This is a genomic window from Pseudomonas sp. 1912-s (assembly GCF_029269205.1).
Taxonomy (GTDB): Bacteria; Pseudomonadota; Gammaproteobacteria; order Pseudomonadales; family Pseudomonadaceae; genus Aquipseudomonas.
The window spans coordinates 1-14993 of record NZ_JARIXR010000017.1 but is presented as its reverse complement, the minus strand read 5'-3'; the positions used below and the strand labels follow the sequence as shown (position 1 = coordinate 14993).

16 protein-coding genes are annotated in these 14993 nt (G+C 60.6%); 4 read left to right on the top strand and 12 right to left on the bottom strand.

Annotated features, from left to right (window positions below; genetic code table 11):
• Positions 1-126: 126 nt before the first annotated feature.
• Positions 127-1224 carry a PLP-dependent cysteine synthase family protein gene (locus P3C29_RS20440; protein ID WP_173860404.1) on the top strand — a complete coding sequence of 366 codons (1098 nt, stop codon included), beginning with the start codon at positions 127-129 and terminating at the stop codon, positions 1222-1224.
• 84 nt (positions 1225-1308) lie between these two features.
• Here the strand turns inward: P3C29_RS20440 and P3C29_RS20435 are convergent, their stop codons facing one another.
• On the bottom strand, positions 1309-2922 hold the full coding sequence (locus P3C29_RS20435; RefSeq protein WP_201121545.1) for an NAD(P)/FAD-dependent oxidoreductase: 1614 nt from the start codon (positions 2920-2922) through the stop codon (positions 1309-1311).
• Between the two features lie 107 nt (positions 2923-3029).
• On the bottom strand, positions 3030-3701 hold the full coding sequence (locus P3C29_RS20430; RefSeq protein ID WP_169387262.1) for a hypothetical protein: 672 nt from the start codon (positions 3699-3701) through the stop codon (positions 3030-3032).
• A gap of 136 nt (positions 3702-3837) precedes the next feature.
• On the opposite strand from P3C29_RS20430, the gene P3C29_RS20425 reads away from it, so the two are divergent.
• Positions 3838-4233, top strand: coding sequence for a hypothetical protein (locus P3C29_RS20425; RefSeq protein WP_275965300.1), 396 nt, complete (start codon positions 3838-3840; stop codon positions 4231-4233).
• Between the two features lie 16 nt (positions 4234-4249).
• Here the strand turns inward: P3C29_RS20425 and P3C29_RS20420 are convergent, their stop codons facing one another.
• Positions 4250-4849 carry a short chain dehydrogenase gene (locus tag P3C29_RS20420; RefSeq protein WP_010176697.1) on the bottom strand — a complete coding sequence of 200 codons (600 nt, stop codon included), beginning with the start codon at positions 4847-4849 and terminating at the stop codon, positions 4250-4252.
• 104 nt (positions 4850-4953) lie between these two features.
• On the opposite strand from P3C29_RS20420, the gene P3C29_RS20415 reads away from it, so the two are divergent.
• Positions 4954-5862 (top strand): LysR family transcriptional regulator, encoded by a 909-nt coding sequence (locus P3C29_RS20415; protein WP_169387264.1) that lies wholly within the window; start codon positions 4954-4956, stop codon positions 5860-5862.
• Here P3C29_RS20415 and P3C29_RS20410 read toward each other — a convergent pair.
• The 9 genes from P3C29_RS20410 to P3C29_RS20370 all read right to left on the bottom strand — a co-directional run bounded on the left by P3C29_RS20410 (position 5859) and on the right by P3C29_RS20370 (position 13534).
• Positions 5859-6344 (bottom strand): DoxX family protein, encoded by a 486-nt coding sequence (locus P3C29_RS20410; protein ID WP_275965299.1) that lies wholly within the window; start codon positions 6342-6344, stop codon positions 5859-5861. The two genes, P3C29_RS20415 and P3C29_RS20410, sit on opposite strands and share 4 nt — an antisense overlap.
• Positions 6341-7117, bottom strand: coding sequence for a DNA-binding domain-containing protein (locus P3C29_RS20405; protein WP_275965298.1), 777 nt, complete (start codon positions 7115-7117; stop codon positions 6341-6343). Before P3C29_RS20405 ends, P3C29_RS20410 begins: the two co-directional genes overlap by 4 nt.
• Complete coding sequence (locus tag P3C29_RS20400; protein WP_275965297.1) at positions 7114-7989, bottom strand: DUF692 domain-containing protein; 876 nt, start codon at positions 7987-7989, stop codon at positions 7114-7116. Before P3C29_RS20400 ends, P3C29_RS20405 begins: the two co-directional genes overlap by 4 nt.
• A 26-nt stretch (positions 7990-8015) precedes the next feature.
• On the bottom strand, positions 8016-8321 hold the full coding sequence (locus P3C29_RS20395; protein ID WP_010176692.1) for a DUF2282 domain-containing protein: 306 nt from the start codon (positions 8319-8321) through the stop codon (positions 8016-8018).
• A 217-nt stretch (positions 8322-8538) separates the two neighbouring features.
• Entirely contained in the window at positions 8539-9240 is a 702-nt protein-coding gene (locus P3C29_RS20390) for an ABC transporter ATP-binding protein (protein ID WP_003211664.1), read from the bottom strand.
• 1 nt (position 9241) lies between these two features.
• Positions 9242-10009, bottom strand: coding sequence for a high-affinity branched-chain amino acid ABC transporter ATP-binding protein LivG (gene livG, locus P3C29_RS20385; protein ID WP_201121539.1), 768 nt, complete (start codon positions 10007-10009; stop codon positions 9242-9244).
• Complete coding sequence (locus P3C29_RS20380; protein ID WP_010176690.1) at positions 10006-11259, bottom strand: high-affinity branched-chain amino acid ABC transporter permease LivM; 1254 nt, start codon at positions 11257-11259, stop codon at positions 10006-10008. The genes livG and P3C29_RS20380 overlap by 4 nt, the downstream gene beginning before the upstream one ends.
• The gene (gene livH, locus P3C29_RS20375) at positions 11256-12179 is read right to left on the bottom strand and encodes a high-affinity branched-chain amino acid ABC transporter permease LivH (protein ID WP_003211659.1); all 924 of its coding nucleotides are present in this window, start codon (positions 12177-12179) and stop codon (positions 11256-11258) included. The genes P3C29_RS20380 and livH overlap by 4 nt, the downstream gene beginning before the upstream one ends.
• 227 nt (positions 12180-12406) lie before the next feature.
• The gene (locus tag P3C29_RS20370) at positions 12407-13534 is read right to left on the bottom strand and encodes a branched-chain amino acid ABC transporter substrate-binding protein (RefSeq protein WP_010176689.1); all 1128 of its coding nucleotides are present in this window, start codon (positions 13532-13534) and stop codon (positions 12407-12409) included.
• A gap of 339 nt (positions 13535-13873) precedes the next feature.
• Here P3C29_RS20370 and P3C29_RS20365 point away from each other — a divergent pair, with 339 nt between their 5' ends.
• Entirely contained in the window at positions 13874-14176 is a 303-nt protein-coding gene (locus tag P3C29_RS20365) for a DUF2288 domain-containing protein (protein WP_017479356.1), read from the top strand.
• The last annotated feature ends 817 nt before the right edge of the window (positions 14177-14993 follow it).

The following is a 14993-nucleotide window of genomic DNA, read 5'->3' as shown; positions in this document are numbered from 1 at the left end:
TAAGGGGTCGGCCTGATCAGTTGCTCGCCAAAGCCCGAAAATTGTGTGTCCAATTGAGTCATGACTGTATCTGTGTGGAGTGTAGGAAACATCCTAAGATCAAGTCTGAAATCCTTAGAGAAACCGATCATGAGCGACAACCGCCAATGGGCCCGCGAAGCCATTCGTATTATTGAAGCGGACTTCCAGCGCAGCGCCGACACCCACTTGATTCCCTTGCCGCTGCCGGGTTTGCCGGGCATCGAGCTGTATTTCAAGGATGAGTCCAGCCATCCCACCGGCAGCCTGAAGCACCGGTTGGCGCGCTCGTTGTTCCTCTATGCGTTGTGCAATGGCTGGCTCAAGCCCGGTGCACCGGTGATCGAGGCGTCCAGCGGCTCCACGGCGATTTCCGAGGCGTACTTCGCCCGGTTGCTGGGCTTGCCGTTTATTGCGGTGATGCCGGCCACCACCTCCCAGGAAAAGATCGCGCAGATCGCGTTCTACGGTGGCAAGAGCCACCTGGTACAGGATCCGACGCAGATCTACGCCGAATCCGAGCGCCTGGCGCAGGAGAGCGGTGGCCACTTCATGGACCAGTTCACCTACGCCGAGCGCGCCACCGACTGGCGGGCCAACAACAACATCGCCGAATCGATCTTCCAGCAGTTGCGCTTTGAGCGTTATCCGGAGCCGAGCTGGCTGATTTCCAGCCCCGGCACAGGCGGCACCACGGCGACGTTGGGGCGTTATGTACGTTATCGCCAGCACTGCACCCGGGTGTTGTGCGCGGACGCGGAGCGTTCGGTGTTTTTCGACTATTACCTGAGCGGCGACGCCAGCCTGCGCCTGGAGTGTGGATCGCGCATCGAAGGCATTGGCCGTCCACGGGTCGAGGCGTCGTTCTTGCCGAAAGTGATTGATGCGATGGTCAAGGTGCCGGATGCGCTGTCGCTGGCGGCCATGCATTACCTGGCCCAGCGGCTGGGGCGGCGAGTGGGCGGTTCCAGCGGCACCAACCTGATCGGCGCGTTGATTGCGGCGCAGCAGATGAAAGCGGCGGGGGAGTCGGGCTCGATCGTGGCGATCTTGTGCGACGGCGGTGAGCGCTATGCCACGACCTATTACGATCAGGCGTGGCTGGCAGGGCAGGGGTATGAGTTGGAGGGTTTGATCGCGGCCGTTGCGGCCAGTGTCGAGCGGGGAGAAGCGCTGCCTGACAGCGTGTTGCGCGCCAATATCTGAAACACCCACTGTAGGAGCCGGCTTGCCGGCGATGGCGATCTTGAGGACGCCATCGCCGGCAAGCCGGCTCCTACAAGGTTTACGTCAGGCCTCGATACCCAACATATCCCGCGCCAGCGCCTCGGCGATCCGGATCCCGTCGACACCCGCCGACAAGATCCCGCCTGCATAACCGGCACCTTCACCCGCCGGGAACAAGCCCTTTACGTTCAAGCTCTGCATCGACTCGTTACGGGTAATCCGCAGCGGCGACGAGGTGCGGGTTTCGATCCCGGTCAGGACCGCATCGTGCAGTGAGTAACCCTTGATCTGCTTCTCGAACGCCGGCAGCGCTTCGCGGATGGCTTCGATGGCAAAGTCCGGCAACGCCAGGGCCAGGTCACCCAGGGCCACGCCAGGTTTGTAGGACGGTTCCACTGTGCCGATGGCGGTGGACGGCTTGCCAGCGATGAAATCACCGACCAGTTGCGCCGGTGCTTCGTAGTTGCTGCCGCCGAGGATGAACGCGTGGGATTCCAGGCGCTCCTGCAACTCGATCCCGGCCAGCGGGCCGCCCGGGTAATCCACTTCCGGGGTGATGCCCACCACGATTCCTGAGTTGGCGTTGCGCTCGTTACGCGAGTATTGGCTCATGCCGTTGGTCACCACGCGGTTCGGCTCGGACGTCGCCGCTACCACGGTGCCACCCGGGCACATGCAGAAGCTGTAAACCGAACGGCCGTTCTTGGCATGGTGCACCAGCTTGTAATCCGCCGCGCCGAGTTTCGGGTGCCCGGCGTACTTGCCCAGGCGCGCGGCGTCGATCAGCGATTGCGGGTGTTCGATGCGGAAACCCACCGAGAACGGCTTGGCTTCCATGTACACGCCACGGCCATGGAGCATGCGGAAGGTGTCGCGGGCGCTGTGGCCGAGGGCCAGGATCACGTGTCTGGACAGGATCTGCTCGCCGCCATCCACCACCACGCCATTCAACTGGCCATCTTCGATCAGCACGTCGGTGACCCGCTGCTCAAAGCGCACTTCACCGCCCAGGGCGATGATCTGCTGGCGCATGTTTTCCACGACGCCGGTCAGGCGAAACGTACCGATGTGCGGCTTGCTGACGTAGAGAATTTCGTCCGGCGCGCCGGCCTTGACGAACTCGTGCAGCACCTTGCGACCATGGAATTTCGGGTCCTTGATCTGGCTGTAGAGCTTGCCGTCGGAGAAGGTCCCGGCGCCGCCTTCACCGAACTGCACGTTGGATTCCGGGTTCAGCACATTCTTGCGCCACAGGCCCCAGGTGTCCTTGGTGCGCTGGCGCACTTCGCGGCCGCGCTCGAGGATGATCGGCTTGAAGCCCATCTGTGCCAGCAGCAGCCCGGCGAAGATCCCGCACGGGCCAAAACCCACGACGATCGGCCGCTCGGTCAGGCCTTCCGGCGCATGGCCAACAACTTTGTAGCTGATGTCCGGTGCCGGGTTGACGTTGCGGTCGTCGGCGAACTTGAGCAGCAGGGCCGCCTCGCCTTTGACGTTCAGGTCGATGGTGTAGATGAAGCACAGCTCCGACGATTTCTTGCGGGCGTCGTAGCTGCGTTTGAACAGGGTGAAATCGAGCAGGTCATCACTGGCGATGCCCAGGCGCTGCACAATGGCTGGCCGCAGGTCTTCTTCGGGATGGTCGATGGGCAGCTTGAGTTCGGTGATTCGTAACATGACAGGAATCCGGTAGGCGGCGGGCAAAGAGGCCGGCTGTTTTGCAAACCGGCGATTATAAGCCCCAACTGCACTTTCCCGTCATGTTAAAACAGCGCAGGGATCAATCAGTCGTCCCGGGAACCGCCGAATGACGCGCAGCCGCGCTGCACCTGGCCGTTCACCCGCAACTCGGCAGACATGTGTTGCAGGCTGCCGCTGGCGCTGTCGACACAACGTTGCGGGGCCACCCACAGTTCGATGTGCTGGTTATTGGCTTCGGTCATCAGGTTGAACCGTCCGTCGCCCGATTGCTCTTCCACATAAGGCACGGCCAATGGCGGCTGGCCTTCGCGTTCCAGCACCATGCCCTTGGCAGTGACGTTCATCGCCCAGGCCGGCTTGTGGCCGTTGGCCCGCAGGATCATGCGCTTGAAGTCCGGGTCATCGCAGGCCGAAGTCGAGCGTTCGACGCGATACACCTGTTGCAGGTCCACGGTGCCCTGGGTGCCGCTGGCAACGCCGGAGAACTTGCCACGCACATCGGCAAACAACGCCCCCTGCTGGCCGGCCAGGGAGGCGGCTTCCTGCAGGATGCTGGTGCCGCCGGTGTCGTTGACCACGTAGTTGCGCTTGTCGTTGCAGGGCTGGAACAGCAGTTTGTCACCCTGGGCCGTCAGCTCACCCTGCATGCGGGTCAGCCCGGCGAGAGAGGGCTTGGCCGGCTCGTTGTCGAACATCTGGCAGGCGGCGAACAGGGGCAACAGGGCAAACAAAGCTAGGGTACGGGCGGCACGCATTATCGGGTCTCCTGATAAGTGCCGCCACGTTACGCAGGCTGACGGTGCATCACAAGCCCGGGACACAGGTTGAATAAGGTATGCCGGGGGCGATCATCCCTGCTGGGACTTTTCTTATGGCGGAATCTGAACCGTCATGGGAACGTCTTTCTCTTTAATTCGGAAAGCCGCGATGGATATTAGATGGAATCTGTGGGGACTGTTACTGGTGACAGGTTCTGCACTGGGCAGTGAGCCCGCCAGGCTGGAGTACTCGTCTGCGACTGACTTTACCGAGATCTCGATCACCGTGAAAAGGACGCCTAACGACAACCCCCACTCTATTCCGGTCAATGTCACGTTGAGCCCGGAGGCCATGGCCCGCACGGCTGCTATTACTCTACTGGCGTACAACAAGCAGGTTTCTACATACGTAGACGGTTACCGAGTGAGTGATGGCGCCACCGTCATGGGGGTGCTGGACACGCGTCAAATACAGTTTTCCGTTCCCCAGGACATGCTGCACAAATGGATGCCCTGGGTTCAGCGATAGCGGTTTTTCTGACCTGTCAGCCTACGATAAACGTCTGCCCGGTCTGCAAGCCTTCCACGCTTTTCGCGTAGGCCAACGCCACCTCAGCTCCAGGAGCCGGTTTGTAGCCGCGGAAGTACGGTGCGTAGCTGCCCATGGCTTCCAGCAGCACGGTAGGGCTGACCGAGTTGATGCGCAGGCCGCGCGGCAGTTCGATCGCTGCGGCTTTTACGAATGCATCCAGCGCGCCGTTGACCAGGGCTGCCGAAGCACCGGTGCGAATCGGATCACGGTTGAGGATGCCGCTGGTGAAGGTGAACGACGCGCCGTCATTGGCGAACTCACGGCCGATCAGCAGCAGGTTGACCTGACCCATCAGCTTGTCTTGCAGGCCCAGGTCGAAGTCGGTCGCGCTCATTTCGCCCAAGGGCACGAAGTTGACGCTGCCGGCGGCGCAGATCAATGCGTCGAACTTGCCGGTTTGTTCAAACAGTTTGCGGATCGAGGCGCTGTCGCTGATGTCGACCTGAAAGTCGCCGCTCTTGCGACCGATGCTGATCACTTCATGACGTTGGGACAGTTCTGCCTTGACCGCCGAGCCCACGGTGCCGCTTGCGCCAATCAACAGGATTTTCATCGTGCCTTCCTCCAGATGTGTAGGTGAGATTTCAGTCTAGAGTGATTTTTTGCGCGGATAAGTGCACTAATAGGCAACCTTTGGTTTTCAATTGGAAACAATCCATGAGCGAAATGGATGACCTCGCGGCATTTGCCGTGTTGATCGAAGCCGGCAGCTTTACCTTGGCGGCCCAGCAATTGGGCTGCAGCAAAGGGCAATTGTCCAAGCGTATCAGCCAGTTGGAGGCGCAGTTTTCGGTGGTGTTGCTGCATCGGACCACGCGCCGCCTGAGCCTGACGGCGGCGGGTGCGGCGCTGTTGCCGCAAGCCCAGGCGTTGGTGGTCCAGGTGGAGCGGGCACGTCAGGCATTGGCCCGGCTCAAGGATGATCTCGTCGGCCCGGTGCGTATGACGGTTCCGGTGTCCTTGGGCGAAACCTTCTTCGACGGGCTGTTGCTGGAGTTTTCCCGGGAGTACCCACAGGTGCAGATCGAGTTGGAACTCAACAACCAGTACCGGGACCTGGCGCGGGATGGCTTCGACCTGGCGGTGCGTTCGGAGGTCGCCAACGACGAGCGTCTGGTCGCCAAGCCGTTGCTCGCCTGGCACGAGATGACCTGCGCCAGCCCGGCGTATCTGGAGCAGCATGGCGAGCCGCTGGCACCGGCAGAACTGGTGGGCCACAACTGCCTGCTGAACAGCCACTACAGCGGTCGTGAAGAGTGGCTGTATCACCAGCAACATGAGCTGCTGCGGGTTCGCGTATCCGGCACCTTTGCCTCCAACCATTACAACTTGTTGAAGAAGGCTGCGCTGGTAGGGGCGGGCATCGCACGTTTGCCGTCCTATGTGCTACACGCGGAATTGGCTGACGGTCGCTTGCGCTGGCTCCTGCGGGATTATCAGACCCGCAGCATGCCGATGTACCTGGTCCATCCCTACCAAGGTGGCCTGCCGCGGCGCACCCAGGTCCTGGCGGATTATCTGGTGGGCTGGTTCAAGCGCAGCGGCGAAGCCCTGGACCGCCTTTAGCGGTAGCGGCGGGCGATCAGGTGATCAACGGAGAAACTGCCCGGCCCCTTGGCCATCAACAGCAACAGCAGGGCGATCCAGGTGCCGTGGGTCGGGTAGGCTTCCGGGTAGACGAACAGCTGGATGGTCAACGTCATGCCCAGCAACGCCAGCGCCGAGAAGCGAGTGGCAAACCCTACCAGGATCAGCACCGGGAAAAAGTGCTCGGCGAACGCGGCCATGTGCGCCGCCACTTCGGGCGACAGCAGCGGCACGTGGTATTCGCTGCGAAACAGCGGCAGCGTGGACGGCGCCAGGTGCGGCCAGCCCAGTTGAAAGGTGCCGCCGATGAGGTCCACGGCAAAGCCCTCAACCTTGGTTTGGCCGGATTTCCAGAACACCGCCGCAATGGAGAAGCGTGCGACGAAAGCGATCAGGCTGTAGGGGATTCTCTCGAAGAGTTGAATGATCTTTTGGATCGGGCCGGGGGCGGTGGTGTTCATGGCAATACCTTTTGTTCTGTGTGCAAGTGGGTGATGGCGCCGTGGCCGATCAGCAGGGCCAGGCATTGGTGCAGATCAAATTCGTCGGCCGCATCGAGGGCGTAAGCCACGGCCATCTCCAGCGGCCAGCCGTTGTTCAGGCTGTTGATAAACGCTGCTGAGCCGCTGTCGATGTGAAATACCTGCACCTGCAAGCCATTGCGCAGTACCAGCGCGCTTTGGGCGTGGAAGGGGTCGAGCGTGGCAAGGGATTCGTCCGTCTGGTGCGCGGCCCATAAAGCCACCACGGCGTAGGCCGAGTTCAGGGTGGCCAGTGACGGATGCAGTTGCAGGCGCAGTTCGCCCAGGTCCGACTGTTGTTGCAGGGTGGCGATGAGCGCCTGCTGATCCAGTGGTATGGCGTCTGCCGCGTGATACGCCTTGACCCGCAGCCGCTCCAGGCGCGCCACGTCAGCCAGGTACGGCACGCTGGCAGCGGGGGCGAAACCCTGGATAAAGTCGGGCAGGTCGGCGCCGTACTCATTGATCAGCGGACTTGCCGGTGGGAACGCCTGGACATACACACCGGCCATCGCCCGAAAAAACGCATCACCCACCAACTGCAGGGTGACCGGGTAGCCAACGGCCAGGGCGTTGATCAGCGAGTTGTGAACGTTGTTGCGATACACCGCAAAACGGCTGGCCGGGTCAGCGCCGTTGCGGCTGAACACACCTTGCGGGCACGTTTCGTCTGGCGACAACAGGGCGCTGGCAAATTCCTCCTGGCGGCTCATGTGCGCACCTCCAGCAGAAACCGTTCGGCCTGGCGCGCTTCGGCGTGCAGCACGCTGAACGCCGGCACCTGGTTGTCACGTTCGATCAGCGTGGCGACCGGCCCGGTGCGTGTGAGCACGTGCTGGTAGAGCTGCCATACCGCGTTGTCGATCGGGGCGCCATGATCATCAATCAGCAGACGATCACCCAGGCTGTCGGTGTCTTCGGCAAACCCTGCCAGATGAATCTCGCCCACGGCGTGCAGCGGCAGGGCATCGATGTACTTCAGCGGGTCTTGCTGATGGTTGATGCACGACACATACACATTGTTCACATCCAGCAACAGCCCGCAGCCGGTGCGGCGGATCACTTCGCTGATGAAGTCGGTCTCCTCCAGCGTGGAGCACTGGAACTGCAGGTACGTCGAGGGGTTCTCCAGCAGCATGGGGCGCTGCAGGCGGGTTTGCACCTGGTCAATGTGTTCGCACACCCGCTTCAGGGTTTCATCGTCATACGCCAGCGGCAGCAAATCATTGAGAAACACCGGGCCGTGGCTGGACCAGGCCAGGTGTTCGGAAAAAGAGTGGGGTTGATAGCGTTCGATCAGCGTCGCGAGGCGCGCAAGGTGCTCGCTGTTCAGCGGACCTTCGCCGCCGATGGACAGGCCCACGCCGTGCAGTGACAGCGGGTACTGTTCGCGGATCAATCCCAGGTAGTGATGGAAAGGCCCGCCGGCCACCATGTAGTTTTCGGCGTGGACTTCAAAAAAACCGATGTCGGGGGAAGTCTCGAGCACTTCACTGAAGTGCTCGTTCTTGAGCCCCAGCCCGGCCCGACGTGGGAGGCCGGGCGCCTGAGCCTGGGGGATGGAGTGGGTGCAGGGGAGCGTCATCGTCAGTACTCAGGCTGCGCAGGGTTTCAGGACTTGGCGGTGAAGGCCGCTTCCTGGCCGAAACCGGTTGGCGAGGTGGCGCTTGGGGTTTTCAGGCAGGTGCCGGCCGGGACCAGTTTCCAGGCGTTGGCTTGATCCTTGACTTTCGAGGTGCCGGCGCAAGTGGTGCCAGCGCCTGCAGCGCAATCGTTCTTGCCGGCTTCAGCTACGCCGAAGCACTTCTGCATGTCATCGGCAGCGTGGGCGGTGGTGGTCAGGGCGGACAGGCTCAGGGCCGAACCCAGGGCCAGGACGAGGGTGGCGGCGGACAGCGAACGGGTTTTGGTAGTCATGGTGTATCTCCAGCAGTGGGTTGAGTTGGCAAGCGTAGTTGCCTGCTTACACCACTAGAGACAGGGGGAAGGGATTCGTTACAAACACGGCGAAATTAATTTCAGGTTTCGCAAAACAAGTGTGGGAGCTGGCTTGCCTGCGATGCTGACGCCTCGGTGTTTCAGAACCACCGAAGCGATGCTATCGCAGGCAAGCCAGCTCCCACAGAGGCCGGCGTTAACCGCCTAAATAAGCCTCACGCACTTTCGGATCGGTCAGCAGTTGTTCGCCGCTGCCCTGCATCACCACCCGACCGTTTTCCAGCACATAGGCGCGGTCGGCGATCTTCAGTGCCTGGTTGGCGTTCTGCTCCACCAGGAACACTGTTACACCGTCCTTGCGCAGCTGTTCGATGATGTCGAAGATCTGCTGGATGATGATCGGCGCCAGGCCCAGGGACGGTTCGTCCAGCAGCAGCAGCTTGGGCTTGCTCATCAGCGCGCGTCCGATGGCGAGCATTTGCTGTTCGCCGCCGGACATGGTGCCGCCGCGCTGGCTGAAGCGTTCCTTGAGCCGAGGGAACAGGTGCAACACCTTGTCCATTTGCTCCTGGTAATCGCCCTTGTCGGTAAAGAACCCGCCCATGGCGAGGTTCTCTTCCACAGTCAGTCGGGCAAATACCCGACGGCCTTCCGGAACCACGGCAATGCTCTTGCGCATGATCTCGGAGGAGGCCTGCCCCACCAGTTCCTCACCCATGTAGCGGATGCTGCCGCTGTGAGCCTGGGGCGAACCGCACAGGGTCATCAGCAGCGTGGACTTGCCGGCACCGTTGGCGCCGATCAGGGTGACGATTTCGCCCTGGCGCACTTCGACGTTGACGCTGTGCAGCGCCTGGATCTTGCCGTAGAAAGTGGAAACGTTTTCGAATTGCAGCATTTTACGCTTCCCCCAAATAGGCTTTGATCACGGCCGGGTTGTCACGGATCTGCTCCGGCGTACCGTCAGCCAGTGGTGTGCCCTGGTTGATCACGACGATATGGTCGGAAATGCTCATGACCAGTTTCATGTCGTGTTCGATCAGCAGCACCGTGGCGTTGTTTTCTTCACGCAGCACACTGATCAGCGCCTTGAGGTCTTCGGTTTCCCGTGGGTTCAGGCCGGCGGCCGGCTCGTCGAGCATGAGGATCCGCGGGCGGGTCATCATGCAGCGGGCGATTTCCAGACGACGTTGCTGACCGTAGGCCAGGGTACCGGCAGGGCGGTTGGCAAACTCGGTGAGGTTGACCTTGTCCAGCCAGTATTCGGCGTATTCCATGGCCTCGCGCTCGCTCTTGCGGAACGACGGGGTCTTGAACAGGCCGGCAAAGAAGTTGGTGTTCAGGTGGCGATGCTGGGCGATCAAGAGGTTCTCGACCGCCGTCATGTCCTTGAACAACCGCACGTTCTGGAAGGTCCGCACCACGCCCTTGCGGGCAATCTCGTGGCCGGCCAGGCCCTGGATCGGCTGGCCGTCCAGCAGGATGCTGCCACCGCTTGGCTTGTAGAAGCCGGTCAGGCAGTTGAACACCGTGGTCTTGCCGGCACCGTTGGGACCGATCAGCGCTACAACCTGTTTCTCTTTTACGGTCAGGGCCACGCCGTTGACCGCCAGCAAACCGCCGAAGCGCATGCTCAAGTTTTCGACTTTCAGGATCTCGCGGCTCATTTGCGCAGCTCCATGTGTGGACGTTGCATGGGCAGCAGGCCTTGAGGACGCCAGATCATCATCAGCACCATCATGGCGCCGAACATCAACATGCGGTATTCGCTGAACTCACGCATCATTTCCGGCAGCAGGATCATCACGATCGCCGCGAGGATCACGCCCAGCTGCGAGCCCATGCCACCCAGTACCACGATGGCGAGGATGATCGCCGACTCGATGAAGGTGAACGACTCCGGTGTCACCAGCCCCTGGCGCGCGGCAAAGAAGCTGCCGGCAAAACCGGCGAATGCGGCGCCGAGGGTGAAGGCCGAGAGCTTGATGATGGTCGGGTTCAGGCCCAGTGCACGGCAGGCGATCTCATCTTCGCGCAACGCTTCCCACGCACGGCCGATCGGCATGCGCAGCAGGCGGTTGATGACGAACAGTGCGGCCAATGCCAGCAACAGCGCCACCAGGTACAGGAACACCACCTTGCTGATCGGGTTGTAATCCAGCCCGAAGTACTCGTGGAAGGTTTGCATGCCTTCTGCGGCGGAACGGTCGAACGACAGCCCGAAGAATGTCGGCTTGGGAATGTTGCTGATGCCGTTGGGGCCGCCGGTGATGTCCGTCAGGTTACGCAGGAACAGACGGATGATTTCACCGAAGCCCAGGGTCACGATCGCCAGGTAGTCGCCCCGCAGGCGCAACACCGGGAAGCCCAGCAGGAAGCCGAAGGTGGCCGCCGCCATACCCGCCAGTGGCAGGCATATCCAGAAGCTCCAGCCCAGGTAGTGCGACAGCAACGCATAGGTGTAGGCACCCACCGCGTAGAAGCCCACATAACCCAGGTCGAGCAGGCCCGCCAGGCCCACCACGATGTTCAGGCCCAGGCCCAGCAACACGTAGATCAGGATCAGCGTTGCGATATCCACCGCGCCACGGGACCCGAAGAACGGCCAGATCAACGCGGCCACGATCAGGCCGATGATGATGTAGCGCTGGGTGCGCGGCAGGGTCAGGAACTGGCTGACCTTGGGCGAAACCAGCGGGCCACGGTTGGACTTGAGGAGCGCACCGACCTGCTGGGTGAACAGCACGCGCAGGAACATCAGCACCGAGCACAGGGCAATGATGGTCAATGTCACCGGGCCGGTGCCATGCACTTCAAGGTTGATCCCGACAATGCTCAGCTTGAGCCCGAGTACCGGAAAGGCCACGGCCCAGACCAGCAAGGCGCTGAAAAACGCCGATTTAAGATATCTGCTCATACTTTCTCAACCTCCGGACGGCCCAGAATGCCGGTCGGCCGGAACAACAGCACCAGAACCAATAGACCGAATGCCACCACGTCCTTGTACTGGTCGCCGAACACATCGGCGCCAAAGGCTTCAGCCACCCCCAGCACCAGCCCGCCGAGCATCGCGCCCGGAATGCTGCCGATGCCGCCCAATACCGCAGCGGTGAAGGCCTTGAGGCCCACCAGGAAGCCGGCGTTGGGGTTGATCACGCCATACTGCATGCTCAGCAACACGGCAGCGATGGCGGCCAGTGCGGCACCGATGACGAAGGTCAGGGCGATGATGTTGTTGGTGTTGATGCCCAACAGGTTGGCCATCTTGATGTCTTCGGCGCAGGCCCGGCAGGCGCGCCCCAGACGGGAGCGGGAGATGAACAGGGTCAGGCCGAGCATCGCCACCAGGGTGACGACGAAGACCAGGATCTGCATGTAGGAAATCAGCACTTCTTGTGCGCCGCCTGGGCCGAAGGAGATGCTCCCCGGGATCAGGTTGGGAATGGATTTGTCCTTGGAATCCTGGGACAGCAATACAGTGTTCTGCAGGAAAATCGACATGCCGATCGCGGAGATCAGCGGGATCAAGCGGTTGCTGCCACGCAAGGGGCGGTACGCAACGCGTTCGATACTGTAGCCATAGGCACTGGTTACGACGATGGACGCCAGGAACGCAGCGGTCATCAACAGCGGCAGGGAATGGATACCCAGCATGGCCAGCCCGGCAAGGGCGATGAAGGCCACGTAGGAACCAATCATGTACACCTCGCCATGGGCGAAGTTAATCATTCCAATGATGCCGTAAACCATTGTGTAGCCAATGGCTATCAAGGCATAGGTGCTGCCAACGGTCATCCCGTTAACCAGCGTTTGGAAAAAATGATAGATCTCAGGCATTACAGCGCTCCTAAAAACCCGATACGCATTTCACTGGTGGAGTCAATTTCCGGCCTGGTGCCCTGTTCTGTGATCAGGTTGCACGAAGCGTTTGCCAGCGAACCGCTGGTGACGGTTTTAAGATTTTCAGGTGAGCCAGCTCCCGGATCGCGGGTGACAGGCCCATAAACCTCGTAAAACAAAGCCCACTGCTTGCACAGTGGGCTTGTTGACCAGTAACGCCTGGCTTACTGAGGGGAAACTTCGGTTTTTGGTTTGCCGAAGTGCCATTCGTAGACCACGAACTTGAAGTCCTTCAGGTCGCCCTTGGCGTCGAAGCTCAGGTCGCCGGTTGGGGTCTTGAAGGTACCGGCGTGGATGGCAGCAGCCACCTTGGCGGTGTCTTCGCTCTTCGCGGCAGCGATACCGCCGGCGATCACTTCAACGGCCGAGTAGGCCGGGAACACGAACGGACCGGTTGGGTCCTGCTTGTTCTTGGCGAACTCTTCAACGATGGCCTTGTTGGCAGGATCGGTGTCGAACGACTTCGGCAGGGTAACCAGCAGGCCTTCGGAAGCGCCCTGGGCGATCTGCGAGATGGAGTCGTTGCCGACACCTTCAGGGCCCATGAACTTGGCGTTCACGCCTTTTTCCTTGGCCTGGCGCAGGATCAGGCCCAGCTCTGGGTGGTAGCCGCCGTAGTAGACGAAGTCGACGTTGGCTTGCTTGAGCTTCTGGATCAGCGAACCGAAGTCCTTGTCGCCAGCGTTGATGCCTTCGAAGAGGGCAACTTTCACGCCTTTCTTCTCGAGGGTCTGTTTAACGGCGGTGGCGATGCCTTCACCGTATTGCTGTTTGTCGTGGATAACGGCAACGACTTTCGGCTTCACGTGGTCGGCGATGTAGTTGCCGGCGGCTGGGCCCTGGGCGCTGTCCAGGCCGATGGTACGGAAGACCAGCTTGTAGCCACGGGAAGTGATTTCCGGGCTGGTAGCCGCCGGGGTGATCATGATCACGCCTTCGTCTTCGTAGATGTCGGAGGCTGGCTGAGTGGAGCTGGAGCAGAGGTGACCGACCACGAACTTGACGCCGTCGTTGACCACTTTGTTGGCTACGGCCACGGCTTGTTTTGGATCGCAAGCGTCGTCGTATTCTTTGGCTTCAAGCATTTTGCCATCGACGCCGCCCTTGGCGTTGATGTCGGCGATGGCCTGCTTGGCGCCCATGAACTGCATGTCGCCGTACTGGGTCACAGGGCCGGTTTTAGGGCCGGCAATACCGATCTTGATGGTGTCAGCTGCGAACGAATGGCTGGCAACCCCGGCCAGGACCATAGCGGCAAACAGTTTGGAAATCTGCTTAGTAGCCTTATTCATAGTGCTCCACTCTTACTGTTGTATTTTTTATAGTTCTAGCGGCCTTGTGAGCTGCAGAACCGGATCAGATATCTCGGATATCCCCCGGCAGCGGCCTGGCAACTGTACCGGTACAGTGTAGAGCGCCGGTTGATCGCTTGAAAAGCTGGCTGCTGGGGGCAAAACCCGGGTATGTCGCTTAAATGAAAGAAAAAGACAGAATTGCGGCGGGGTGATGCCAGAGTTTCGGGCAATCCTTGGCTTTCCTGACACTTTCGTTCGGTGCCTCATTTGCAACTGGGTTTTTCTGCCTGCCGCTCGACGTTATGATTGCGCCGATTTTTCTTCAGGTGAACTCCCATGACGCAAGAACCTAGCACCCTCTATGCCAAGCTGCTTGGTGAAACCGCCGAAATTTCCTGGAAGGAGCTTGAGCCGTTCTTTGCCAAGGGTGCCCTATTGTGGGTCGACGCCGGGCTGGATTTGATCGAGGCCGCCGAGGGCATGGCTGAGGACAACCGTGAGAAAGTCGCTGCCTGGCTGGCTGCGGGGAGTCTGGGCGAGGTGTCTGCGACGCGGGCGTTGGACCTGGTTGAGCGGGATCCGAGCTTGTGGGCGGTGGTGGTTTCGCCGTGGATTCTGATCCAGGAAAGGGCGGCGTAAGAAATGTCTGCGCGAAAATGGTGCGTGATTTTTCTGAGTTTAAGTGTGTAGCGGGGTAACCGCATTTGCGGTGATGGCACGTTGCCGTAGAGAAAGGTCACAGGCGGGGGTTACGTGCGCGTCATGGGAACAGTTTTGTTTGCGCCGGAATGCGGTGGGAATTGTTTCTTCGTGTGTGTACATATCCGTTATTCAGGTAACGGCTACTTATGGTTTCGCTCTTACAGCGAGTCACTTTGGAAAAGCCCCAAAGTAACCAAAGGGCTCTGCCCCGCCTGTCGGCACCTCGCCTAGGCTCGGTGTTCCCTCACTCCGGAATTGCTCCGCGGGCCGCCGCGACGGGGCGTCCCTGCCCCGTCGCGGCTAAACCGGCGTCCTGCCGGTTTACCCGCTCCTCAATCCCTGCGTTCGGCCTCGGGCTTATTGGGGCAGTCAGAGCCAGATCAAAAGCAAATGCACAGCGGCCTACAGGCCGGCTTGAGTGGTAGAAGCCAGATCAAAAGCCAAAGCGAAAACCAAATCTGAAACTGCTGCAGCTCTGCTTTTCTGTGGGAGCTGGCTTGCCTGCGATGCAGACAACTCGGTTTTTCAGATGCACTGAGGCGATGCCATCGCAGGCAAGCCAGCTCCCACATTTGACCGTGCCCGCTGTAGCTTTTGATCTTGATGTTGCCTTTGCTTCACACCACTCAAGCCGGCCTGTAGGCCGCTGTGCTGTTGATCTGCTTTTGATCTTGATCTTAGGCGCCCCGTTAAACCACGCTGGCCGRACGCAGGTAGTACGGAGCGGGTAAACCGGCAGGACGCCGGTTTAGCC

Bases quoted from the DNA above. Each gene is read 5' to 3' on its own strand.
- P3C29_RS20435 (WP_201121545.1), bottom strand. From the start codon at position 2,922: ATGTTACGAATCACCGAACTCAAGCTGCCCATCGACCATCCCGAAGAA.
- P3C29_RS20430 (WP_169387262.1), bottom strand. From the start codon at position 3,701: ATGCGTGCCGCCCGTACCCTAGCTTTGTTTGCCCTGTTGCCCCTGTTC.
- P3C29_RS20425 (WP_275965300.1), top strand. From the start codon at position 3,838: ATGGGAACGTCTTTCTCTTTAATTCGGAAAGCCGCGATGGATATTAGA.
- P3C29_RS20420 (WP_010176697.1), bottom strand. From the start codon at position 4,849: ATGAAAATCCTGTTGATTGGCGCAAGCGGCACCGTGGGCTCGGCGGTC.
- P3C29_RS20415 (WP_169387264.1), top strand. From the start codon at position 4,954: ATGAGCGAAATGGATGACCTCGCGGCATTTGCCGTGTTGATCGAAGCC.
- P3C29_RS20410 (WP_275965299.1), bottom strand. From the start codon at position 6,344: ATGAACACCACCGCCCCCGGCCCGATCCAAAAGATCATTCAACTCTTC.
- P3C29_RS20405 (WP_275965298.1), bottom strand. From the start codon at position 7,117: ATGAGCCGCCAGGAGGAATTTGCCAGCGCCCTGTTGTCGCCAGACGAA.
- P3C29_RS20400 (WP_275965297.1), bottom strand. From the start codon at position 7,989: ATGACGCTCCCCTGCACCCACTCCATCCCCCAGGCTCAGGCGCCCGGC.
- P3C29_RS20395 (WP_010176692.1), bottom strand. From the start codon at position 8,321: ATGACTACCAAAACCCGTTCGCTGTCCGCCGCCACCCTCGTCCTGGCC.
- P3C29_RS20390 (WP_003211664.1), bottom strand. From the start codon at position 9,240: ATGCTGCAATTCGAAAACGTTTCCACTTTCTACGGCAAGATCCAGGCG.
- livG (WP_201121539.1), bottom strand. From the start codon at position 10,009: ATGAGCCGCGAGATCCTGAAAGTCGAAAACTTGAGCATGCGCTTCGGC.
- P3C29_RS20380 (WP_010176690.1), bottom strand. From the start codon at position 11,259: ATGAGCAGATATCTTAAATCGGCGTTTTTCAGCGCCTTGCTGGTCTGG.
- livH (WP_003211659.1), bottom strand. From the start codon at position 12,179: ATGCCTGAGATCTATCATTTTTTCCAAACGCTGGTTAACGGGATGACC.
- P3C29_RS20370 (WP_010176689.1), bottom strand. From the start codon at position 13,534: ATGAATAAGGCTACTAAGCAGATTTCCAAACTGTTTGCCGCTATGGTC.
- P3C29_RS20365 (WP_017479356.1), top strand. From the start codon at position 13,874: ATGACGCAAGAACCTAGCACCCTCTATGCCAAGCTGCTTGGTGAAACC.